The 23394-nt window shown below is 35.7% G+C and carries 22 protein-coding genes; 14 read left to right on the plus strand and 8 right to left on the minus strand.

The window, feature by feature from the left end:
* Nucleotides 1-110: 110 nt before the first annotated feature.
* The 4 genes from AAT17_RS07750 to AAT17_RS07765 are packed head-to-tail and all read left to right on the plus strand — an operon-like array spanning nucleotide 111 to nucleotide 2586.
* Complete coding sequence (locus AAT17_RS07750; RefSeq protein WP_060523521.1) at nucleotides 111-989, plus strand: ABC transporter permease; 879 nt, start codon at nucleotides 111-113, stop codon at nucleotides 987-989.
* A gap of 15 nt (nucleotides 990-1004) precedes the next feature.
* Nucleotides 1005-1277 (plus strand): DUF3098 domain-containing protein, encoded by a 273-nt coding sequence (locus AAT17_RS07755; protein ID WP_042276828.1) that lies wholly within the window; start codon nucleotides 1005-1007, stop codon nucleotides 1275-1277.
* The gene (gene uppP, locus AAT17_RS07760) at nucleotides 1277-2071 is read left to right on the plus strand and encodes an undecaprenyl-diphosphatase UppP (protein WP_060523522.1); all 795 of its coding nucleotides are present in this window, start codon (nucleotides 1277-1279) and stop codon (nucleotides 2069-2071) included. Before AAT17_RS07755 ends, uppP begins: the two co-directional genes overlap by 1 nt.
* 2 nt (nucleotides 2072-2073) lie before the next feature.
* The gene (locus AAT17_RS07765) at nucleotides 2074-2586 is read left to right on the plus strand and encodes a DinB family protein (RefSeq protein WP_060523523.1); all 513 of its coding nucleotides are present in this window, start codon (nucleotides 2074-2076) and stop codon (nucleotides 2584-2586) included.
* Nucleotides 2587-2648: 62 nt separating this feature from the next.
* On the opposite strand, the gene AAT17_RS07770 is transcribed toward AAT17_RS07765, so the two are convergent.
* Complete coding sequence (locus tag AAT17_RS07770) at nucleotides 2649-2870, minus strand: hypothetical protein (protein WP_042276832.1); 222 nt, start codon at nucleotides 2868-2870, stop codon at nucleotides 2649-2651.
* A 131-nt stretch (nucleotides 2871-3001) separates the two neighbouring features.
* Entirely contained in the window at nucleotides 3002-4318 is a 1317-nt protein-coding gene (gene ahcY / locus AAT17_RS07775; RefSeq protein ID WP_060523524.1) for an adenosylhomocysteinase, read from the minus strand.
* 114 nt (nucleotides 4319-4432) lie between these two features.
* Here ahcY and AAT17_RS07780 point away from each other — a divergent pair, with 114 nt between their 5' ends.
* The 7 genes from AAT17_RS07780 to arfB are packed head-to-tail and all read left to right on the plus strand — an operon-like array spanning nucleotide 4433 to nucleotide 9148.
* Nucleotides 4433-5059, plus strand: coding sequence for a 4'-phosphopantetheinyl transferase superfamily protein (locus AAT17_RS07780; protein ID WP_060523525.1), 627 nt, complete (start codon nucleotides 4433-4435; stop codon nucleotides 5057-5059).
* Between the two features lie 3 nt (nucleotides 5060-5062).
* On the plus strand, nucleotides 5063-5779 hold the full coding sequence (locus AAT17_RS07785) for a geranylgeranylglyceryl/heptaprenylglyceryl phosphate synthase (protein WP_060523526.1): 717 nt from the start codon (nucleotides 5063-5065) through the stop codon (nucleotides 5777-5779).
* Between the two features lie 19 nt (nucleotides 5780-5798).
* On the plus strand, nucleotides 5799-6059 hold the full coding sequence (locus tag AAT17_RS07790) for a hypothetical protein (protein ID WP_060525043.1): 261 nt from the start codon (nucleotides 5799-5801) through the stop codon (nucleotides 6057-6059).
* Complete coding sequence (pnuC, locus tag AAT17_RS07795) at nucleotides 6059-6694, plus strand: nicotinamide riboside transporter PnuC (protein WP_060523527.1); 636 nt, start codon at nucleotides 6059-6061, stop codon at nucleotides 6692-6694. Before AAT17_RS07790 ends, pnuC begins: the two co-directional genes overlap by 1 nt.
* The gene (locus AAT17_RS07800; protein ID WP_060523528.1) at nucleotides 6649-7209 is read left to right on the plus strand and encodes an AAA family ATPase; all 561 of its coding nucleotides are present in this window, start codon (nucleotides 6649-6651) and stop codon (nucleotides 7207-7209) included. Before pnuC ends, AAT17_RS07800 begins: the two co-directional genes overlap by 46 nt.
* A complete protein-coding gene (locus tag AAT17_RS07805) occupies nucleotides 7209-8750 on the plus strand; it encodes a DUF4301 family protein (protein ID WP_060523529.1) in 1542 nt (513 codons plus the stop codon). The genes AAT17_RS07800 and AAT17_RS07805 overlap by 1 nt, the downstream gene beginning before the upstream one ends.
* The gene (arfB, locus tag AAT17_RS07810; protein ID WP_060523530.1) at nucleotides 8750-9148 is read left to right on the plus strand and encodes an alternative ribosome rescue aminoacyl-tRNA hydrolase ArfB; all 399 of its coding nucleotides are present in this window, start codon (nucleotides 8750-8752) and stop codon (nucleotides 9146-9148) included. The genes AAT17_RS07805 and arfB overlap by 1 nt, the downstream gene beginning before the upstream one ends.
* A 29-nt stretch (nucleotides 9149-9177) precedes the next feature.
* Here arfB and AAT17_RS07815 read toward each other — a convergent pair whose 3' ends face one another.
* Nucleotides 9178-10467 carry an aminopeptidase P family protein gene (locus AAT17_RS07815; RefSeq protein WP_060523531.1) on the minus strand — a complete coding sequence of 430 codons (1290 nt, stop codon included), beginning with the start codon at nucleotides 10465-10467 and terminating at the stop codon, nucleotides 9178-9180.
* Between the two features lie 239 nt (nucleotides 10468-10706).
* Entirely contained in the window at nucleotides 10707-11507 is an 801-nt protein-coding gene (locus tag AAT17_RS07820) for a DUF6503 family protein (RefSeq protein ID WP_060523532.1), read from the minus strand.
* Nucleotides 11508-11654: 147 nt separating this feature from the next.
* Here AAT17_RS07820 and dusB point away from each other — a divergent pair, with 147 nt between their 5' ends.
* Complete coding sequence (gene dusB / locus AAT17_RS07825) at nucleotides 11655-12647, plus strand: tRNA dihydrouridine synthase DusB (protein WP_060523533.1); 993 nt, start codon at nucleotides 11655-11657, stop codon at nucleotides 12645-12647.
* Here dusB and AAT17_RS07830 read toward each other — a convergent pair.
* Genes AAT17_RS07830 through AAT17_RS07840 form a run of 3 tightly spaced genes read right to left on the minus strand, consistent with a single transcriptional unit; the run spans nucleotide 12632 to nucleotide 17065 of the window.
* On the minus strand, nucleotides 12632-13849 hold the full coding sequence (locus tag AAT17_RS07830; RefSeq protein ID WP_060523534.1) for an ABC transporter permease: 1218 nt from the start codon (nucleotides 13847-13849) through the stop codon (nucleotides 12632-12634). The two genes, dusB and AAT17_RS07830, sit on opposite strands and share 16 nt — an antisense overlap.
* Nucleotides 13849-14244, minus strand: a complete 396-nt coding sequence (gene rbfA / locus AAT17_RS07835; RefSeq protein WP_042276856.1) for a 30S ribosome-binding factor RbfA — start codon at nucleotides 14242-14244, stop codon at nucleotides 13849-13851. Before rbfA ends, AAT17_RS07830 begins: the two co-directional genes overlap by 1 nt.
* 46 nt (nucleotides 14245-14290) lie before the next feature.
* On the minus strand, nucleotides 14291-17065 hold the full coding sequence (locus AAT17_RS07840) for a sialidase family protein (protein ID WP_060523535.1): 2775 nt from the start codon (nucleotides 17063-17065) through the stop codon (nucleotides 14291-14293).
* 328 nt (nucleotides 17066-17393) lie between these two features.
* On the opposite strand from AAT17_RS07840, the gene AAT17_RS07845 reads away from it, so the two are divergent.
* Together AAT17_RS07845 and AAT17_RS13310 are read left to right on the plus strand one after the other, a co-directional pair.
* On the plus strand, nucleotides 17394-22085 hold the full coding sequence (locus AAT17_RS07845; RefSeq protein ID WP_060523536.1) for a fibronectin type III domain-containing protein: 4692 nt from the start codon (nucleotides 17394-17396) through the stop codon (nucleotides 22083-22085).
* A 9-nt stretch (nucleotides 22086-22094) separates the two neighbouring features.
* A complete protein-coding gene (locus AAT17_RS13310) occupies nucleotides 22095-22268 on the plus strand; it encodes a hypothetical protein (RefSeq protein WP_157539248.1) in 174 nt (57 codons plus the stop codon).
* Between the two features lie 58 nt (nucleotides 22269-22326).
* Here AAT17_RS13310 and AAT17_RS07850 read toward each other — a convergent pair whose 3' ends face one another.
* Entirely contained in the window at nucleotides 22327-23364 is a 1038-nt protein-coding gene (locus AAT17_RS07850) for a rhodanese-related sulfurtransferase (protein WP_060523537.1), read from the minus strand.
* Between the last annotated feature and the right edge of the window lie 30 nt (nucleotides 23365-23394).

Consider the following 23394-nt stretch of genomic DNA (forward strand, 5'->3'; position numbering starts at 1 on the left):
CTCAATATTGACTCAATGGTTGACGTTAAAATCTTTAGCATTAACTAAATAAAATAACTATAGGGAAATATTACTTTGTTATTTTTGTTTTAATAAGATTTTTAATCAATATGTCACACCCATCAAGTTATCAAAAACGCAGATTATTTAGTTCCTATTTTTGGGTGGTGGTAAGTTTGTTTTTGGTACTGTTTTTATTAGGATTACAAGGCTTTTTACTTTTAAACAGTCAGCAACTAGCTAATTATTTTAGGGAACAAATCCCGATGAGTATTTACTTTAAAGATACTGCAAAGGATTTGGAAATGAAACAACTAGAGACTACGTTACAAATGGCTGATTATACAAAAAGTGCTGTTTTTGTAAGTAGTGAAGAAGGTGCAAAGAAAACTCAAGAGAGTTTAGGGGAAAATTTTGTGGAACAATTAGGTGGTTTTAATCCGATACCGAATAGTATTGATATACGATTAAATGCTCAATATGTTACACAGACTGATATAGATACTATTGTAGAAGAACTGTCTTCAAAACCTTATATTCAAGAGATTAGATATGACAAACCACTGGTGTCTTTACTTAATCAAAATGTTAAAAAAATTTCATTTTACATGCTTATCTTGAGTGGTGTTTTCGTTTTAATCGCGTTTTTATTGATTAATTCATCGATAAGATTATCTGTATATGCTAAACGTTTTACCATCAAAACTATGCAAATGGTTGGCGCAACAAAAGGTTTTATTAGAAGGCCATTTATTTGGACTAGCTTAAAGCTGGGTTTAATCGGTGCTGTTTTAGCTCTTGCTGCCTTGTCGGTTGTAGTTTATTACGCAGACCGATTAGTGCCTGAATTAAGTATTCTTGAAAATTATGAGATGCTTGGATTATTGATTGCTGGTGTTATTGGTTTTGGACTATTGATCAGTTTGATAAGCACCTTTTTTGCCACGACCAGATATTTAAATTTAAGAACAGATCAACTCTATTATTAATCAACTATTTCACATATGAATAACGAGCAGAAAGATATCAAAAGCGACGAGCAAAACTTGAAGCCTAAAGTAGAGTTCCTGTTTAAAAAGAAAAACTACTTATGGATGATTATAGGTCTAGTAGTAATTGCTACAGGTTTCATTTTAATGTCTGGAGGCGCTTCTAATGATCCTAATGTTTTTAATGAAGAAATATTCTCATGGAGAAGAATCAGGTTGGCTCCGGCAATTGTTATTCTAGGCTTTGGTATTGAGGTTTATGCTATTTTATTAAACCCAGATAAGTAATGGAATTAGTTGATGCGATTATTCTAGGAGTAATACAAGGTCTTACTGAGTTTCTCCCAGTGTCTTCCAGTGGCCATATAGAGTTGGGAAAAGCAATTTTAGACACGCAAGTACAAGATCCAGATGAAAATTTACTATTTACAGTTCTTGTACATTTTGCAACAGCATTGAGCACTATTATTGTTTTTAGAAAAGACATTTTTGAATTATTTAAAGGCATATTTCAATTTAAATGGAATGAAGAGTTTCAATTTGCTCTTAAAATTGTATTGTCAATGATTCCTGCGGTGATAGTAGGTTTATTTTTTGAAGAGCAACTAGAGTCCCTTTTTTCAGGTAATGTATTATTAGTAGGCTTTATGCTTATTATTACAGGTTTACTGCTGTTCCTGGCTGGTAAAGCAAGGGATACAAATAAGAATGTTTCTTGGAAAGATGCTGTCATAATTGGAGTTTCTCAGGCAATTGCAATGTTACCTGGTATTTCCCGTAGCGGTGCTACTATTAGTACTAGTGTCCTATTAGGAAACGACAGGACTAAAGCTGCAAGGTTTTCATTTTTAATGGTTGTTCCTCTAATATTTGGGAAAATTGCCAAAGATCTCTTAGGTGGTAAAATAGAGTTTCAAGCAGATCAAAATTTACCTTTAATTGCTGGTTTTATAGCTGCGTTTGTAACAGGATGGATAGCATGTAAATGGATGATTAAGTTAGTTAAAAAAGCAAAACTACATTACTTCTCATATTACTGCTTTGCAGTAGGGCTTATTGCAATTATCGCTCACTTTATATAATTATGAGACTTTTCCTTACAGCACTACTAATAGTAACTACTAACCTAATTATGGCACAACAATCTACAGTAAAAGGTGCTTTTCTTGAAAAATGGAGTAATTCAAAAGAATATTTAGTAGAAATAGCTCAATCAATGCCAGAGGAGTTATACAATTATAGACCTACTGAACGGGAGATGACTTTTAAAGGACAATTACTTCATGTAATTGGTAATATGAAATGGTTGAGTACAAGTTACTTTTCAAATGAAAAATTTGAAAGGGAAACCTATGATCCTAACTTAACTAAGCAGCAGGTCCTAGAGTTGTTAGAAGCAACTTTTGATGAGGTTTATCAAAGAATTGAATCAACTTCAGAGTCTGAATTATCGGTTGAGGTAGATTTCTTTGCGGGTAAAAAATCTAAATTACAAATCTTGAATTTGCTTCAAGATCACGTTACTCATCATAGAGGACAATTGATTGTTTATATTAATATGAAGGGAATAAAACCACCAAGATATGTGGGGTGGTAAATAATTTAAAAACGAATAAATAAAAAGCCCAGTTTAAAAAACTGGGCTTTAATATTCTTAGATTACACTTGTATTTTAGGATTAAGTCGCTTCTCGATCTTCTGCTTTTTAGCTGTAAGTTCTTTCATTAATTCCATTAATTCAGGATCCTTAGATTCCTTAAATAAATCATTAACTCCTAGTACAAGCCTTTTAGCTTCTCTCGATGCGTGTACGCGGTCACTTGTTGACATGTTGCTCATCGAGCTGTCTAACCATTCACGAGCTTCTTCAATTATTGTCATACTGCTTCAATCTTTTTAGTGCATTTAGTGAATTGAAAATCAAAACTTAAACACATTAATTTATACATAATGTCGCAATGTAACGTATTTAATTTTAATTTTTCAGCTAAAATTTTCTTAATTAAGATAATTTAATATCTGTAATATTCAGGTTTGAATGGACCCTTAACTTCTACACCTATATATTTTGCTTGGTCTTGACGTAGTTCAGTTAATTCTGCACCTATTCTTTGCAAGTGTAATTCAGCTACCTTTTCATCGAGATGTTTCGGTAACATGTAAACCTCATTTTTATAATTTTCACTGTTGTTCCATAACTCGATTTGAGCTAAAGTTTGGTTAGTGAAGGAATTACTCATTACAAAACTAGGGTGACCAGTAGCACAACCTAGGTTTACTAAACGACCTTCTGCAAGTAAAATTATATCCTTACCATCGATAGTATACTTGTCTACCTGTGGTTTGATTTCTACCTTGGTATCTCCGTAATTATCATTCAAAAAGGCAACATCAATCTCGTTGTCAAAGTGTCCAATATTACAAACGATCACTTTATCACGCATTGCTTTAAAATGCTCACCTCTTACGATGTCTTTGTTTCCAGTAGTAGTTATTACAACATCAGCATTACCAACAACCGATTCTAACTTTTTCACCTCAAAACCATCCATCGCCGCTTGTAAAGCACAAATAGGATCTATTTCGGTCACTGTAACTATTGAACCAGCACCGCGGAATGAAGCAGCAGTACCTTTACCTACATCACCATATCCACAAACCACAACACGCTTTCCAGCTAACATTGTGTCAGTAGCTCTACGTACGGCATCGACAGCACTTTCTCTACATCCGTATTTGTTATCAAATTTTGATTTAGTAACAGAGTCATTTACGTTAATAGCAGGCATTACAAGGGTTCCGTTTTTCATACGTTCGTATAAACGATGTACTCCAGTTGTAGTTTCTTCTGAAAGACCTTTGATTCCTTTGGCTAACTCTGGATACTCATCAAAAACCATGTTAGTTAAATCACCACCATCATCTAATATCATGTTAAGCGGTTCACGATCTTCACCAAAGAACAGAGTTTGTTCTATACACCAGTTAAACTCTTCTTCAGTCATACCTTTCCATGCGTATACAGGAATTCCAGCAGCAGCGATTGCAGCAGCAGCATGATCCTGTGTAGAGAAAATGTTACAAGAAGACCAAGTTACATCTGCTCCTAAGGCAACTAAAGTTTCTATAAGAACTGCAGTTTGAATTGTCATGTGTAGACATCCTGCGATGCGAGCTCCTTTCAAAGGTTGCTCATCTTTATATTCTTCCCTTAACGCCATTAAACCAGGCATTTCTGCCTCAGCTAGTTCAATTTCTAGACGACCGTATTCGGCTAGTGACATGTCCTTTACTTTGTAAGGAACATAAGGTACTTTTGTATCACTCATAATTGTAAAATATTTAAGCTTGTTTGATAAAAACACTGTTTATAATCAGTAATTTACAAGCCTTTATTATTTATTAAATTGCGGCAGCAAAGCTACTAAAAAACTGCCATATTAATGCCTCTTTACAAAACCCTTAACAACAGACACAACACGGTTGTTCATATTTGGAAAATCACTGAAACTGAAGCCCAGTTACGCTCGGGAATCACCTTAAGTGAAAATAGTAAACAACGGTTGTTGACCATGAGCTCAGAGTTACATAGAAGAGGTTTCTTGAGTATACGTCATTTATTACATGTAGCTGGGTATACAGACCTTGAATTGTTCTATGATGATAAAGGTAAACCGCATCTTAATGATGGAAAATTCATCTCAATAACGCACAGTTATGAGTTCACGGCAATAATAGTGAGCGATACTCCTGTAGGGATCGATATTGAGAAAAAAAGAGAGAAAATTAAACGCATCGCCAAAAAGTTTATCAAATACGAAAACACCTGTGTTTATAACAGTTCACAACAAGTCAAATTACTGACCATCATTTGGGGTGCAAAGGAGTCGATGTACAAATTGTATGGGTCAAAGGGATTGGGATTTAAAGCTCATTGTCAGGTAGAACCTATCGATTTTTCTCATCCTAAGTCACGCTGTAGCATTCATTTTAATGGTGACTCAAGTTATTACGACTTGTTTTATTTGGGTTTTGAGAACTTTATGATGGTTTACGTTATTCCTGCTTAATTTATGGATTGGGTATCTCGCATTAAGTCAGGTAGGTCGTTAGCCATTTTAATTGATCCAGAAAAGACTGCTGTTGATTACGCTTTCGCGAAAGCGATATCTAAAAAAGCACTTTCTTTAAAAAAGAAATTGAACCTAAATGAGGTGTTTTTCTTTATAGGAGGTAGCACTATGGAAGTTGATCTAGATAAATGGTTAAAGGAATTTAAAGGTCTAGTTACGCTACCTGTAATTATTTTTCCTGGATCTCACGAGCAAGTCTCTATTCATTGTGACGCCTTGCTGTATTTACAATTCATGAGCAGTCGCAATGCGCAGTACCTCATTGAAGAACAAATTAAAAGTGCACTTTTCATAAAACAACATAAGATAGTTACCATCCCTACATCTTATTTACTGATTGATGGAGGAAAGTCTACAGCTGTACAACGTGTTACTAACTCACAACCCTACAAGCAAACAGATATAGAATTAATTACAGCGACAACGGTTGCTGGAGAACTTTTGGGGCACAAACTAGTTTATCTAGAAGCTGGTAGCGGTGCTGTCCTACCTGTTGCACCTGGTATTATTGAAAAAGTAAAGAGTAGTTGTTCATTGCCTATAATAGTAGGTGGTGGATTGGGTGATGTAAGTCAAATTGAACGAGCGTTTGCTGCCGGTGCTAGTTTGTGCGTAGTAGGAACTGCGATTGAGGAAAATGTGGAATGGATGGACTAAGTTTGCAATAAAATCAACTATGAAAGTTTCTATAGAATTAACCATGTCGCCTTTACAAGATGGATACGAGCCACTCATAATCGAGTTTATCAAAACCTTGCGTAATTCATCCTTTAAGGTTTTAGAAAACCCACTTTCTACTCAGATTTATGGGGATTATAGACCATTAATGGAATTTTTGACTGATGCTATAGAGACTAGTTTTGATAATCAAGAAGCGGTTCTTGTATACATGAAACTGGTAAAATCAGATCGTAGTGACTACCAACCTTTCTTTTAATGGAAGTTGTTGATTTCTTATTTTCCCAGTATTCTGAGTATTCAAGCACTCACATAGCACTAGAGTTGACAGCTGTTGTGGCTAGCGTTGTAAGTGTGCTTTATTCTTATCGTAACAGCTTTTTAGTGTTTCCTTTTGGGATTGTAAGCACTGCCATATTTACTTACTTGTTAGTAAACTGGAATTTATTGGGAGATGCGGTTATAAACTTGTACTATTTAATTATGAGTATATACGGTTGGTATCTTTGGATTAAAGGAGGGAAGAATAACAAAGAACTTCAAATCTCTTTGACATCAAAACAGCAATGGATTAGAGCTATTACAATCTCAATACTCGCAGCGTTTTGCATCTATATTCTATATGTCTCTACAAATCGTATGGAAAGTGTAGTATCCTACATTGACATGGTAACGACAGGATTGTTTTTTGCAGGAATGTGGTTGATGGCAAAAAGGAAGTTAGAGCATTGGTTAGTTCTAGGCATAGGTAATTTTATCTCAATACCATTATATTTTTATAAGGGTTACACTTTTAGTGCATTTTTATACCTATTTTTATTGATAATGGCTGTGGCTGGATTTTATGCATGGAAGAAATACCTAAACAACTCAATTATCAAGGCAAGCGTGTAGTACTTTATGGTCCAGAGAGTACAGGAAAAAGTACTATCGCACTAGAACTAGCGCTTCATTATAACTCAATTTTCATCCCAGAATTTGCAAGAGAATATTTGCAAAGAAAGTGGGATGAGTCAAAACACGTTTGCACATTACAGGATCTTAAACCTATTGCAGTAGGTCAAAGAAATCTTGAGAATCAGGCGACTTTAAAGGGATCTGATTATGTTTTTTGTGACACAGATATCTTAGAAACTTATGTTTATAGTTTAGCTTATTTTAAACAAGTTCCATTGTCGATTGAAAAGGCTGTTCATGAATCTCATTATGATTTATATTTATTGATGGATGTGGATATTAGTTGGGTTAAGGATGATTTAAGGGACAAACCCGAAGAGCGAGAAGAAATGTTTCATAAATTTGAGGCCGCTTTACAAACTTTTAATAAGCCCTATAAGCTTATTTCGGGAAAGGGATCTGAAAGATTAAAAAATGCTATCGCTGCCATAGATTCTTTATCTATTAAATAATGAATTATACTGACTACCAAATACAACAGCTAAAAGAAAAAGGCATTTCCATTGATCAGGTTAATAAACAAATTGATCGATTTAAAAAAGGATTTCCTAATTTAGATTTAGATAGGCCTGCCACTTTAAATGATGGGATTAATAAACACAATGATCAGGAGCAAGCAGAGTATATATATAAATATGAACAGCTAGGTGAGAACCTTGAAAAGGTAAATTTTATTCCTGCCAGTGGTGCTGCAACTAGAATGTTTAAATTTCTCCATGAATTTTTACACTCTTACAATCCTGATGAAATAAGCCTAAATGCTTATATTAATACAACTAAGAGCGACCAATTATTCACCTTTCTTGTTGCCCTTGAAAAATTCCCTTTTTACCGAGATATCGAACAGCAACTAAAGGCTCAAAACCCCATTTATGAAGGGTTGAAAAAGTATCAACAACAATTGGAATTCATAAAATTTCTTTTGTCTGAAAATGGTGCAAATTATGCAAGTAAACCCAAAGGTTTAATCCCATTTCATGATTATGGCAGCTATGTACGTACAGCTTTTGAAGAACACTTAAGTGAGACAGCTGGTTACGCAAGCGTTAATGATCAGGTTAAACTCCATTTTACGGTATCACCTAATCACCACAAGGATTTTTTAGATGAATTGGAAGCTATTAAGGACCACATTGAAAGAAGAGTTCAAAAGAAGCTTGTTGTAGATTTTTCGTTTCAAGATACTGCTACCGATACAGTTGCTGTAAATTTAAATAACCAGCCCATACTTGATGATAAAGGTGGTTTGTTCTTTAGACCAGCAGGGCATGGAGCATTATTAAAAAATCTGAATGCAATTGATGCCGATCTTATTTTTATTAAAAATATTGATAATGTCACCACAACAGCAATGCATCAAGAATCTGCATATTTTAAAAAATACCTTGCAGGTATAGCTGTCACATACAAGAAACAAATAGATTCCTATTTAAATCAATTATTAAATGGAACGAGTACTGATATTTCACATATTGTAGATTTTCTAGAAAACTCAATAGGAACCGCTTTACCTAAGGATTTTTCAAAGTATTCCTTCCAAAATCAGATAGAAACCCTGATAGATTGTTTAAACAGACCATTAAGAGTGTGCGGTATGGTTAAAAATGAAGGAGAACCAGGTGGTGGTCCGTTTTGGGTAAAATCTAGTTACGGAATTAATTTACAAATTGTGGAAAGCGCACAGGTGAATAAAGAAAATGAGAAACAAAAAAACATTGCTAAAGAATGTACTCATTTTAATCCAGTCGATATAGTTTGCTGTGTACGTGATTATAAAGGAGATAAATTTGATCTGCAAAAATATTGCGATCCAGAAATGGGTTTTATTACCCTAAAATCTAGGTTTGGTTTTAAGCTTAAAGCACAAGAGCTTCCTGGATTATGGAATGGCTCAATGGCTTATTGGAATACCATTTTTGTAGAGGTTCCTGTTTCTACTTTTAATCCAGTTAAAACTGTTAATGATTTACTCAAACCAGCGCACCTTAGGTAATGAATGTTGAACAAATTAAAAACGAGGTAACGTTTAAAGCTGTTGCAAGTAGTGGTCCCGGTGGTCAACACGCTAATAAAGTGGCAACAAAGGTTCAATTAGAGTTTGATGTTATTAACAGTTACGCTTTCGCGGAAGCGGAAAAACAAACTATCCTAGAAAACCTAAAAAGTCAGCTTACTCAACAAGGCAGCATCAAAATAAGCTGTCAAGAATCTAGAAGTCAAGCTAAAAATAAAGAGCTTGTCCTTAAAAAATTAATCAATTTGCTCGCTGGGGCAAGTCAAAGAAAAAAGAAGCGTAAGAAGACAGCTATCCCTAAAATTGCTAAGTTAAAAAGACTGAGAGCAAAGAAATTGAACAGTGAAAAAAAACAAAACCGAAAGTTTAAATATTAGACTTTCGGTTTTTTATTCATATTAATTCATTAATTCATTAATTCTTCAATTTCTTCAACTTCAATAGGTATGTTTTCCATTAAATTAATCGGCTCTCCACTTTTTTGGATAACGACGTCGTCTTCTAATCTTATTCCAAATCCTTCTTCTGGTAAATATATTCCAGGTTCTACGGTAAATACATTTCCTGCTTGCATAGGTTCCCATAGAATACCGTAATCATGAGTATCTAACCCTATGTGGTGCGATGTACCATGCATGAAATATTTTTTGTAAGCAGGCCATTCAGGGTTTTCGTTCTGTACATCGGCCTTATCTAATAATCCTAGATCAATTAATTCACTGGTCATCAATTTTCCCACCTCAACGTGATACTCTTTCCACATTGTTCCAGGTACGAGCATTTTTGTAGCTTCATTTTTAACCTTTAAAACAGCATTATATACTTCTTTTTGACGTTTAGTAAACGTTCCATTTACAGGAATGGTTCTAGACATGTCACTAGAGTAATTTGCATAACTAGCTCCTACATCCATAAGTATTAATTCACCATCCTTACATTGATTATTATTTTCAATATAATGAAGAACATTTGCATTATTGCCACTAGCGATAATAGGTGTGTAGGCAAATCCGTCACTGCGTGATTTTATAAACTCATGAAGGTATTCTGCCTCTATTTCATATTCCCAAACTCCTGGTTTTACAAAATCTAATACACGACGGAAACCAGCATTTGTAATGTCACAAGCGTGTTTTAAGAGATTAATTTCAATAGGATCCTTTACAGCTCTCAACCTCTGTAAAATAGGATTACTTTTAGCATAATTGTGAGCAGGGAATTGAGATTTACATTTTTTGATAAATCTATCTTCACGTGTTTCCATTTCCACTGCTTGACGATAGTGTTCGTTTGTATTAAAATAAACCGTATCACACATAGTCATCATTTCAAAAAACTTTTTATCAAAGTCTTTAAGCCAAAAAACACTTGTAATACCGGTTATTTCAGTAGCTTTTTCTTTAGTTAATTTTTCTCCTTCCCAAATAGCTATGTGCTCATTGGTCTCGGTCACAAAAAGTACTTCCCTCAAATTAGGGTCTGGACAATCAGGAAAAAGTACCAAAATAGTGTCTTCTTGATCAGCCCCAGAAAGGTAAAAGATGTCTCTATGTTGTTTGAAAGGCATGGTGCTGTCTGCACCTGTTTTGAAAATATCGTTTGAATTAAAAACAGCTAGGCTTGATGGTTTCATCATCCCCATAAAGTTTTTGCGGTTTTTAATGAATAATTGTGGATTAATTGGGTTGTATTTCATAGTCCAGTTTGATTTTTTACTGCGTGAGCAAGTCAAGCAAAGATATCATTAGTCTAAAAAAAAAGAAAGCTGGCTAGTAGCCAGCTTTCTTTATTTCCTAAGTCTTCTTTTCTTTTTATTCTTCATGTATGTAACTACTAAAAGAACGATAATAAGAATACATATTCCTAAAATAAAATATCTGATTCCTTCCATAATGTATTGAGTTAGTTTACTCTATGAAAGGTACGTCATTTTTTTTAGTCAACATAGATACCATTTTCTGGTTTTTTGAACATACTATTATCCATTGGGGCATTGTCTACGTCAATTTTTTCAAAAACACGGGCATCACCTCTAGGAGTATCTGGTTTCCCATCTTTTACGGTGTACCACTGTAATTTTACAGGTAGTAGTAACCCGTTTACTTCATTCCAGTCTTCATATTTAATAAAGCTATAATTGTTGGACTCTTCATTTTTACCATAGGTCACGGTATAAGCTAACCACTTCATTTCATAGCTAGAAGGATCGTAATAGAGAATATAATTGTCGTCAGGTGCATCACCTATTCCTTCATTATAACTTATTTTGATACCTGGGAACGTTTCATTCTTATAAGTTAGAGAATCTGCTGGCGAATAATTAATACCATCGTCAGATAATACAAATGGCATGGCATAGAAATAAAACATGAGATTGTGATAGAATCTAGCCCTACCTGGATCAAAATAAGTACTATCCTGTGCGATCCATACTTTACCATCATTACCGCCTATCATATAGTTATCTGTTTCCAGCAGTATGTTTCGATTTTGTAGGTCTGTTACAGTAGACTGCTCATTTAATTGATACGTCATGCTACGCATGCTTTTCCATGTTTCTAATCCACCATGTGCTTTAAAAACCTTAATGAGTTCTTCTGGATAGGCAGAATAGTCTACTTTGGGCGTTTGATTTTCTACTGTAGAAACTTTTTCCTGAGTTTCCACTTTGGGCGCTTCGTTTTTACAGCTTATAGCTACAAGAAGAATGGCTACGATTGATAAAATTTGTTTCATGAGCGAAAATTAATCTCATCTGTTGAAGCTATATGTTAGAATAACTATAAAACATATCACAAATTTATAACAGATCAAAAAATACAAGTATTTCTGATACTTAAACCTAATTAACGGTAGTTTTAAAATACATAGTACCTTTGCAGTATGCCTAAAATTGGAGATATACAATTACCAGATTTTCCTCTTCTTCTTGCTCCTATGGAAGATGTGAGTGATCCGCCTTTTAGAGCCTTGTGCAAAGAAAATGGCGCCGATGTCGTTTACACAGAATTTATTTCTAGTGAAGGATTGATACGAGATGCCGCAAAAAGTACAATGAAACTTGATATCTACGAGGCTGAACGCCCTGTGGGAATTCAAATCTTTGGAGCTAATCTAGATTCAATGCTGAGGAGTGTTGAAATAGTTGAACAAACTAAACCGGATATTATTGATATCAACTTCGGCTGTCCTGTTAAAAAAGTAGTTTCTAAAGGAGCTGGTGCTGGTATATTAAAAGATATCGATTTAATGGTATCACTAACCGAGGCTATGGTAAAACACACCAAGCTTCCTATAACTGTAAAAACAAGATTAGGTTGGGATCATGATTCCATTAAAATTGTTGAGGTTGCTGAGCGTTTACAAGATGTAGGTATAAAGGCAATCTCCATTCATGGACGTACCAGAGCGCAAATGTATAAGGGTAATGCAGACTGGGAACCTATCGCGCAAGTCAAAAATAATCCTAGAATGCATATTCCGGTCTTTGGAAACGGTGATGTAAATACTCCAGAACGCGCTATGGAAATGCGAGATCAATATGGTCTTGATGGAGCGATGATTGGTCGAGCAAGTATAGGCTATCCTTGGTTTTTTAGAGAAGTAAAGCACTATTTTGAACATGGAACTCACATGGCAAAACCTACCATGGAAGAACGTGTTAAAGTTGCTAGACGTCACCTAGAAATGTCCATTGCCTGGAAAGGTGAGCACTTGGGAGTTTTTGAAACTAGAAGACACTATACCAATTACTTTAAAGGTATTCCTAACTTCAAAGAATATCGCATGAAGATGGTAACCAGTGACGATGCTCAAGGAGTATATGATGCGCTAGACGAGGTGTTAGATAAATTTGGTGATTACAGTTTTGCCTGAGAAAGTAAGCGATCATTAATACGTCTGGACCCTACGTAGCTGGCAATTATTCCTAAAACGGCTATAGTTCCAAATGCTACTAAAATATTTTCCCATCGCATAGCTACTGGATAAGGTAACTGTGGAGCTATGTAAATTAATTTGTATTCCAGCTGCGAATAAACAACAGCAACACCAATTAATAATCCTAAGACACCACCAGTAATTGTCATCAAGCTACCTTGAATAAAGAATATCCTGCGCAATTCGTGCACGGTCGCACCTAAATCGAGTAAAGTTTTTAGGTTTTGCTTTTTGTCCAATATCATCATGATAATAGCACCTATCACATTGAACAAGGCGATAATTAGTACTAAAGTAAAAATAAGGTAGACCGCAAGATTTTCAGAATTCAACATTTTATACAAAGCATCATTCAACTGGAACTTATTCTTTACTACTACGTTGTCTCCATACATATCCTTAATCAATTCACGAGCTTCATTTTCACTTTCGTAAGAACTTAGTTTAATTTCAACGGCACTAGCCATAGAATCGGGCATGTTTAATAACTTCTGTGCCGCTTCATATCGCATAAACACGTATTTATTATCTAGATTTTCATTGATGCTAAAGGTACCTGTGGCAATAGCATCTAGTGTGTTGAATGAACTCTGAATATTTAAAGCGGTAATGGCTCCTTTACCAGGTTTAGGCACCATGATTTGTAAAAATTCACTGTAGTTATTGACACTCAAAGATAGGTCTGATGCTATAGCTTGTCCGGCCACAATTTGAGCATTACTTTTTCCTAACCAAGAGCCGTAATATAGAATAGAATCTATTTTCACCATATCAATGTATTCATCGGGAACACCTTTGATATAGGCGATATCGTTTTTATCTTGATAATTTAAAAAGGCCTTTTCCTCTATTACGGGACAAACTAATTGGATCGAGGGATGATTTTCTAGAGCTCGCTTTCGCGAAAGCGGAATTTCAACAACCTTACCATGACTGGGGAAAATAGATAAGTCCGGATCAAAATAACTTGAAAACTGGGTGCTAAAATCCTTTAAACCTGAAAACCCTGACAACACAATAAATAGTGATGCAGATCCAACTACAGTAATTATAAAACTAAGTATATTGATAATATTAATGGCGTTTTTACCATTTTTTGATATCAAATACCGTCTTGCAATAAAGGAGGATAGAGACACTATAGTTTTTTACGTCTAGGAAGAGTGTCAGGTTGTTCAATAGGATTGTTCTCGCCTTTGAGTTCTCTCTCTAATTGCTCCATGTACTCTAGGGAATCATCATTAAAAAATTGTAGTTCGGGCATACGTCGCATTTGATGTCTAACCTTTGATGCAACTTCATGCCTTATGCTACTTCCTAATTCTTTTATTTCTTTTACCACAGTTTCTGCCTTGTCTGCTGGAAACACAGATAAAAACACCTTAGCATATCCTAAATCGGGAGTTACTTGCACTTTTGTTACTGAAACGATGAGGTTTTTAACCGCATTCTTTCTCATGATATTCTGTATGACCTGTGTAAGGTCCTCTTGTAGAATACCAGCTATCTTCTTCTGTCTGTTCGTTTCTTGCATAATGCAAAATTAGTAAATTCCTTCATAGCAGCGCTATAGTTATAGATTACTTAACGACAAGAGTTTCTTTACTATCACCACTATTACCTGACAGGTGAACTGTATAAGTGCCTTTAGGTAAGTAGGTCACACCATTTTGAGCAGGATCAGGGCGATCACCTTTTTTAAATGCTTTAAGCCCAGCTTTACTTATACTACCGTCGTAGGTATAAAAATTCAATCCTTGATCACTAGTAAAAGCGGTCTCATAGATAGTTTTACCAGCTTCGTTTTTTACTTCTAGATTAACTTTTCCAGCAGTAGGGTTGAAGTATGAAATTTGGATTTTTGGAGTTGGTCCATTGCTCCATAAGAATCCACGACTGCCGTACCTTCTAGAGAATCTTAGATCCTCAATAGAAGCCATTTTAAACTCTGTACCTACAAGGTCTAGAGCATTTAAATTTGCTAAGTATATTGATCTTCCATGAGTTCCTATAAGTAAATCATTTGTTTGTGGTTGTATTTTTATATCATGAACTGCAACTGGTGGCATACCACCTGATAACAATGTCCAAGTATTACCTTGGTCTAAACTTGCATAAGTTGCATTATCAGTTCCTATGAACAAGTAGTCTTCCTTCTTAGGATGCTCTGTTATAACATTAACTGGCGACCCAGGTATCGAAGTGGCTAATCGTTCCCACGTTTTACCATAATCCTCACTTTTATATACATAAGACTGGAAATCGTCCCATCGATATCCATTAAGAGTAACGTATACTCTTGATTTTTTATGTGAACTTGCTGTTACGCGACTTACCCATAGGTCATTAGGCCATGGACCGTCTATTTGCTCCCAATTGCCACCTCCATTTTTAGTAAGTTGTACAAGTCCATCATCTGTACCTGCGTAAATAATTCCAAATTCAAACTTTGATTCACTTATAGTTGTTATTGTACCGTATGCTACATTACCTGGCTTACCACCTTTAGTAAGATCTGGCGAAATAGCTGTCCACGTGTCTCCTTGATCTAGACTGCGCATTAATTTGTTGCCTCCTAAATATAAAATATCTTGATTGTGAGAGGATAAAAGAATAGGAGTTTGCCAATTAAATCTATAAGGACTTTCTCCTAACTTATGTTTAGGCTGGATGTAAGTGCGATCACCGTTTTCTCTATTAAGTCTAAAGTAATTCCCAAATTGGAAACCTGTGTAAACGATATTACTATTTCTATTGTCAATTTGAATTTGCATACCATCACCGCCCATTATACTTTCCCAAGGATACTGACCAGATTGATGCCAAGCTCTATTTTCACGAGCAGTGTGTGATCCTACCCATACACCATTATCCTGTAAACCACCGTAAACTTGATAAGGCTCTTCTAGGTCATAATTAATAGCATAAAATTGACCTACACTAGGTGTATTGTTTTTGATCCAGGTTTCACCGTTGTCGTAAGAAATGTTTACGCCACCATCATTACCATTTATAAGGTGGCCTTGCTTGTTAGGATTTACCCATAGAGCATGATGATCTGCATGAACATTTTCACGTGATATGTTTTTAAAGGTTTTCCCACCATCGTTTGAAGTAATTATGGGAACACCCATTATATAAACTTCATTGATGTCTCTAGGATTTACTCTTACTTGGGCAAAGTAATAACCGTAGCTATAGAAAACATCATCAATTTGTCCTTCATGTGTTTTGTACCATGTTTTTCCAGCATCATCGCTACGATACAGCTCGGCACCTTTAACAGGTGTGTCAAAAAGTTGGCTATTTGCGTCTTCTAGATATAGTGCAACGTCAGCCGGCGTTGCTTCACCTTTTTGTATCAGGTTTTTAACGCTTTCTGCTCTATACTTCTCTTGAAATCCATTCTCCTTTAGAAAAGCATTGAGCACTTTATTATCAAGTTTTAAGAAATCATCGGTTGACATTGACTTAAAGTCCTCTTTATTGATTTTTTTTGAGTTCGCTTTCGCGGAAGCGTTATCTCCATCTTTCTTATCTCTTCTAAATTGTGAGTCGTGAATAGCGTATAATGTGTTGTCATCAAATACAGAAAGGCCTATACGTCCTACACCTATTCCAGTAGGGAATCCACTGTTTACTGTCGATATTTTAGTCCAGGTAAGGCCAGCATCCTCACTTTTGTAAATCGCGCTTCCATTACCAGCGCCATCAAAATTCCATGCTTTACGATCCTTTTCCCAACTAGTAGCGTATTGGGTATTAAAGTTGTTAGGATCATGAGCTAGATCAATAAAACCAGTTTTATCATCAATGTATAGCGTTTTATTCCAGGTTTTACCGCCATCCATGGTACTGTACATTCCTCTTTCTTCACTTAAAGAATATAATGGACCTGTAACAGCAACCACAACATTGTTTGGATTATCAGGATTAATTATAATGCGACCTATGTGTTGACTATTTTTGAGCATGGGCGTGCTCCATGTTTTTCCCCAATCGGATGATTTAATAATTCCTACACCAGCATAGCTGCTTCTACTAGCGTTGTTTTCTCCGGTTCCGGCCCATATGGTTTTATTTTTCCAGTCGACAGCAATATCGCCTAAGTTTATGGTGATGGCATTGTCCATTATAGGAGAGAAACTAGTACCGTTGTTTGTAGTATGCCATAAACCACCGCTTGCATAGGCTACAAGAAACTCGGTTGGGTCTTGTGGATTCACATCAATATCCACTACACGTCCAGACATGACAGTAGGACCAATGTTTTTAAATTCTAGGTTGGTGAGATTTTGCGCAAAAAGCAAAGTGGAAGAAAGGAAAAAAATGAGGACTGTTAATGTGCAGCGCATAGTGTATTATTTAATGTGGTTCAAGATATAACGAAATTCACTTTTTTTCATCTTGTTTACCATGGCTTTCTGGTTTTAGGTAATTATTAACAATTCTTACAGCTTTCGCCTATGTACATAGTGAAATAATTTTTCTCTAATAAAAACGGCGGTTTTGTGGAAATTAACTTGTGTATTAGTTAAATATAAACAAGAAAGTGCATAATTGGTTTGAGGTATTGTGTTTTTAATCTTACTAAAAGGTGTCTTTGTCTATTTTATTAATATAAAATTAACAATTAACGGTAATAGTTGTTTCTTTAAGGTTCTCTTTCAAAAACTATTGAATATGAAAGCACAACTACTTGTATTATTTTCTTTTATTTCTTTTTACGCGTTGTCGCAATCGACTATTAATATAACAACCTCTGGAGGAAGTTTTCCTAACGAGAAATGGGTTAGTATAACCACAGCTGTGGATGGTGGTGGAACTCAAGTGTGGGGTCAAGGTGATGGATCGTATAGCAATGGCGCAGGATTAATAAATCAAGACATTTCTATCGCTCCAGGAACTTATTATGTTAATTGTTATGATCAATACTCTGACGGTTGGGATGGAACGACTATTTCTGTTACTGCATACGGATCGGTAATAGGTGATAACGGTGGAAATTCACCCAGCGATCCATCAACGGTTGATGCAAGTTCTAATTGGGAACCAGGGTCACCAGAATTAGAATTGGAAGCTTCCTTTCAGATAATTGTACCTGTGCCACCTTCTTGTTTAAGCCCTAGCGTATTAAGTGCAAGTGCTATAACGCCAACCTCCGTAGACTTAGATTGGACTTCTGGAGGCAGCGGTGAAACTGAATGGGAATTAGAATACGGAGCTAGTGGATTTACTCAAGGAACAGGTACCATAGTGTCAACTAATAGCAACCCATACACTTTATCAGGACTTACGGCAAATACTGATTATGATGTTTATGTAAGGGCAGTATGTTCACCAACTGATTCAAGTGAATGGTCTTCAAGTGAAAGTTTCACCACTCTTTGTAGCGCTTTTAATTTAGAATTTAACGCAGCAATACCTGCAAATCTCTCAGACAATTGTTGGAACGAAGCAGGCGATGGAACATTAGCAACTGGCCCAAGTAATTTAGGATCAGGATTATGGTATTCATCTAACTACGGTGGTACTCCTAGTAATGCTATTAATTTATATACAGACAATAGGTCAGATTGGGTATTATCTCCATTAATTGATGTAACGACATCCAATGCAACTGAAGTTAATATTACAGTAGCATTGACCGAAAATGCTAACAGTGGTTCTGGAGCAAGTTTAGGGTCAGATGATTTAGTAGCTTTTGTGTATTCAGTTGATGGCGGTAATACGTGGGTTACGTTACAGTCTTGGACTCAAGGGAATGAACCATCTGATACGGGAGAATACCTATCTTATGACATTTCATCTCTATCAGGACCAGTTCAATTTGCATTTTATGGAACCGACGGTAGTGTTAATGACACAGAGGATGTTTACTTCCATTTTAGCCAGCTCAGAGTAAGAGAAACACCTGCATGTTCAGAACCTTATTCTTTAGATGGAAGTAATATAGATTCCAATAGTATAGATTTATCATGGACAAGCGGTGGAAGCGGTGAAACTGAATGGGAATTAGAATATGGAGCTAGTGGCTTTACGCAAGGTACTGGTACTGTTGTAGTAGCTAACACCAATCCTTATACTTTATCAGGTTTAACTGCAAACACGAATTACGACGTTTATGTAAGGGCTAAATGTTCATTAACGGATACGAGTTCGTGGTCAGGCGTTTATAGTTTTACGACATCATGTTTGATTTTCAATGTGCCTTTTACCGAAGGGTTTGAGTCAACAGCAACGGGAAGCACATCTTCATCGAATGCGCCAGACTGCTGGAATATGATAGATTCAGGCTCTGGTGCTGCTTATGTTTATGACAATTCTACAGTCAATGTCCAATCAGGTAATAAATCATTCCGTCTTTATAATGGTTTTAATACTACAGGGACCTATATGTTGATTTCTCCACAAATCGCTGAACTAACAACTGATGGAATTCAAGTATCATTTGGTGTAAAAGGATCAACGGGTCAAGAATTAGAAATAGGAACAATTACAGATGCTAATGACCCTGCTACCTTTACTTCTGTTGAGGTAGTAACGCTAACATCATCATCATTTGAAAATGTAACCGTGGTAATTCCAGCAGGAACAGATTCTTATATGGCAATAAAACATGGACAAACAGGTTCTTACGATAGTTATTATCTAGATGATATTTCATTTACAATGGCACCTAACTGTATCATGCCAGCGGATTTATCTGCAGCTCCTTTTTCAAGTTCTGCACAAATCACATGGAGTGCAATAAATGGTGAAACCGAATGGGAATTAGAATACGGAGCTAGCGGATTTACTCAAGGAACAGGTACGGTAGTAAGTGCAAATTCAAATCCATATACTCTTTCTGGTTTAACTCCTGAAACTGATTACGATATTTATATACGTGCAGTTTGCTCTCCTACAGATACTAGTGATTGGTCTAATGTAGTAAGCTTTGCAACCACATGTGCGCCGTTAACACCAAATACCATAGAAGATTTCTCAGTTTATTTACCGAATTGTTGGGAAGAAGCTACTGGTGAGATAGACACTTCATTGTCATTTGGATCTTCTGCATGGACAGATGATGATTACTTGAATGGGACTTCATCAAATTCGGCCAAATATAATATGTATACAAATACAACTGGACAATGGTTAATAAGCCCTTCGTACGATTTAGGAACTGGTAATAATTATGAATTAATTTTTGATATCGGAGCGACTGTATGGAATGGTACAAGTTCTGCAAGCTTCGAAGCCACTGACTCAGTTAGTCTTTTGATCTCAACAGATAACGGTGTAACCTGGTCATCTTCTAATGTGTTGCAAAATTGGTCACAAGGAACTGAACCTTCAAACAGCGGTGATTCTATTACCATTGATTTATCTTCCTATTCAGGTTTAGTTAGGTTCGGTATAATAGCGAAGGCAAGTAGCGCTGGTTCGTCAGACTTTGATTTATTCGTTGATGATTTTGGAGTACAGGCAGCTAGTACAGATTATACATGGAATGGCTCATCATGGATGGGCGGTAATAACCCAGAAGGGAATATTACAGCTAATGATAACTTAATAATTCAGTCTGGATCTACTGCTGTTTTATCAGCAGGAATTACAGCTGGTAATGTGACTGTTGAGTCTGGAGCATCGTTAAATGCGAGTGCAGGCGATTTAATAATAAATGGTAGCCTAGTTAATAATGGTAGTTTAATAGGTACAAATGCAATAGTCTTAAATGGTTCTAATGCACAAGATATTTCTGGTACAGGTATCATCGATAATCTCACAATTGATAATACAAACAACGTTAATTTAAGTGGTACGCAGGATCTATTAGGAACACTTACTGTCGCAAATGGTAATTTAACAACAAATGGAGGTTTAACCTTTAAAAGTGATGCCTCGGGCACAGCCGTTTTAGCTCCATTAGGAGCAGGAGCTTCAATAAGTGGTAATGTAAATGTAGAGCGCTATATACCTGCTTCAAATAGAGCATTCCGTTTTGTTGGTTCATCCGTATCTGGGGAAACAGTTTTTGATAGCTGGCAAGAATCAGGTAACAATAGTACCGGTTTTGGGGTTCATGTGACCGGAACGACAGGAACAATAGGAAGTGTAAACGCTACCTCTGGTCATGATGAAACACCAACGGGTAATCCAAGTATGTTTAAGTGGAATGATGGAACTCAGTCATGGGAGGCTGTTACAAATACTAATTCAGAAATATTGAATACTGGAACCTACTATAGATTATATGTAAGAGGTGATAGAGCGACTGATTTAAGTAATAATAACGCAGCTCAAACAGCCACAACATTAAGAGCTACAGGAACCCTGTATACTGGAGATATGAACATGACACCTACTATAGCAGATGGAGAATTCTTTGCCATGGCAAACCCTTATCAGGCCAAAATTGATATGGCTTCAGTTTCACCGGCTAATACTGGAGTTGATATGTATTATTGGGATCCTACATTAGGAGTAAAAGGTAATTATACAGCAATTAATATAAGTTCTGGTACTGGTACTGCAGGTACAGCTAGTAACATTTTAGACCCAGGTCAAGCTGTGTTTTTTGCAGCAGCGACTGGAGCTACTAGTTTAACAGTAAGTGAGTCAGACAAGGTGACTGGTACTTCAAATCAGAACGTTTTTAGATCAAATCCATTAAACGGTTTTGTAGGAATCAAATTATTTCAAACTTCAAGATTAAATAATAATCTTTCGGAAAGTGATGGGATGTACATTCATTTTGATAACCAGCATAGTGATAATGTAGACTATAATGATGCCGTTAAATTAGATGGATTAAACGCAAATATCGCCGTACAAAAAGGCATCAATAAACTTGCAGTTGAACGACGCTCACTTCCTACAGCTTCTGAAACTGTAGCTTTAAACATATCTAATTATCAGGTTAATGATTATGCTATGCAAGTTTCAATTAACGAGCTTTCAAATGTGGATGTCTTTATTAAAGATACGTTTACGGGACAATTAACACCTGTATCTAATAACGCTACAACAAATGTATTCTTTAGTGTAGACTTCAATGATGTAAATACTATCAATCCTAACAGATTTGAACTAGTTTTTCAAACAGTTACTTTATCTACTGAAGAATCAAAATTTGCTCAAGATCTAAGGTTGTATCCTAATCCTGTAAATGGAGATCAATTGCATATAGAGGTAAGTAATTCAGGTAGTAATGAATTATCAGCCTTACTATTTAATAGTTTAGGACAAAAAATTAGATCTATTAATACTCATGTAACAACTAATGGAATTACAATAAGTGATTTAAGCAATTTAACAGCAGGAGTTTACTTCGTAACAGTGAGTAACGGGACAGATTCAACAACAAGAAAAATCGTCATAAAATAAAATCAAAACATGAAAGCAAAGTTATATATCACGCTTATAGTACTAATAGTAAGCAACTCAATTGTAATGGCACAACCAGGTTTTGATGACACGGTTGAAGATGTCGCTTTTATTCCTGGAATAGCACTGGCTATTGCTGCAGCATTAGGAATAGGAATAAGAAAAATTATGAAGAAAAAATAAATGTATAATTAAATTATTAAAAAAGGGCTTTCAATTTTGAAAGCCCTTTTTTTACTAATTAAACATGTTTTTTAAACTTAAGCTTTTCGCTTTTACCTTTCTTAAAAATATTGTTGCTATTATAGTGTCCAGCACGTAGTTTTTTTTGCTCTTCCAAAGGAAGTTGGATAATGTCATTACACTCTTGACTACAACAGTTTTCATACTTTTCTTTACAAGAATCACATTGAATAAATAACAAGTGACAAGCATCATTAGCACAGTTTGTATGAGTGTCACATGGTTCGCCGCATTGGTGGCAGTTTGCAATGACTTCATTACCAATCTTTTCAGACAACCTTTGGTCAAAAACGAAGTTTTTTCCTCTAAATTTATTTTCTAATCCCTTTTCTGTTACCTGTCTGTGGTACTCGATAATACCACCTTCTAATTGGTAAACATCCTTAAATCCTTTATGCTTGTAATAGGCACTGGCTTTTTCACATCTTATTCCACCAGTACAATACATTACCAGTTTTTTATCCTCTTTATGTTGCTTGATCTCGTTTTCTATAATTGGCAAGCTTTCTCTAAAAGTATCTACATCTGGAGTCCAAGCATTTTTAAAATGGCCGATTTCAGTTTCATAATGATTTCTCATATCCACAAGAATCGTGTTTGGGTCTTCAATAAGGGCATTAAACTGCTCAGCATTGACATGTTGACCTTTATTGGTCACATCAAAAGTCTCGTCGTTTAAGCCATCGGCAACAATTTTGTTACGCACTTTGACCTTTAGCTTTAAAAAGCTTTCGTTATCTTGTTCACGAGCGATATTTAGTCTTATATCTTTTAGGAAGTAGATATCGTCTAAAAAGTTCTTGAATTCCATAAAACGATCAGCAGGAATAGAGAGCTGCGCATTTATACCTTCATGGGCTACATAAATACGGCCTAATACTTCTAAATTGTCAAATGCGACAAAAAGATGATTTCTAAATAATTCTGGATTTCCTAATCGGGCATACTGATAGAAAGAAATCGTAAGGCGCTCTTTACCAGCCTCACGTATCATAGTTCTTCTTTCTTCAGCACTTAATTTGTTGTACAGTTGCATGCTATAAACAGTTAATAGTGTTGAGCTTGC

It is taken from the genome of Nonlabens sp. MIC269 (assembly GCF_001430865.1).
GTDB lineage: Bacteria > Bacteroidota > Bacteroidia > Flavobacteriales > Flavobacteriaceae > Nonlabens > Nonlabens tegetincola.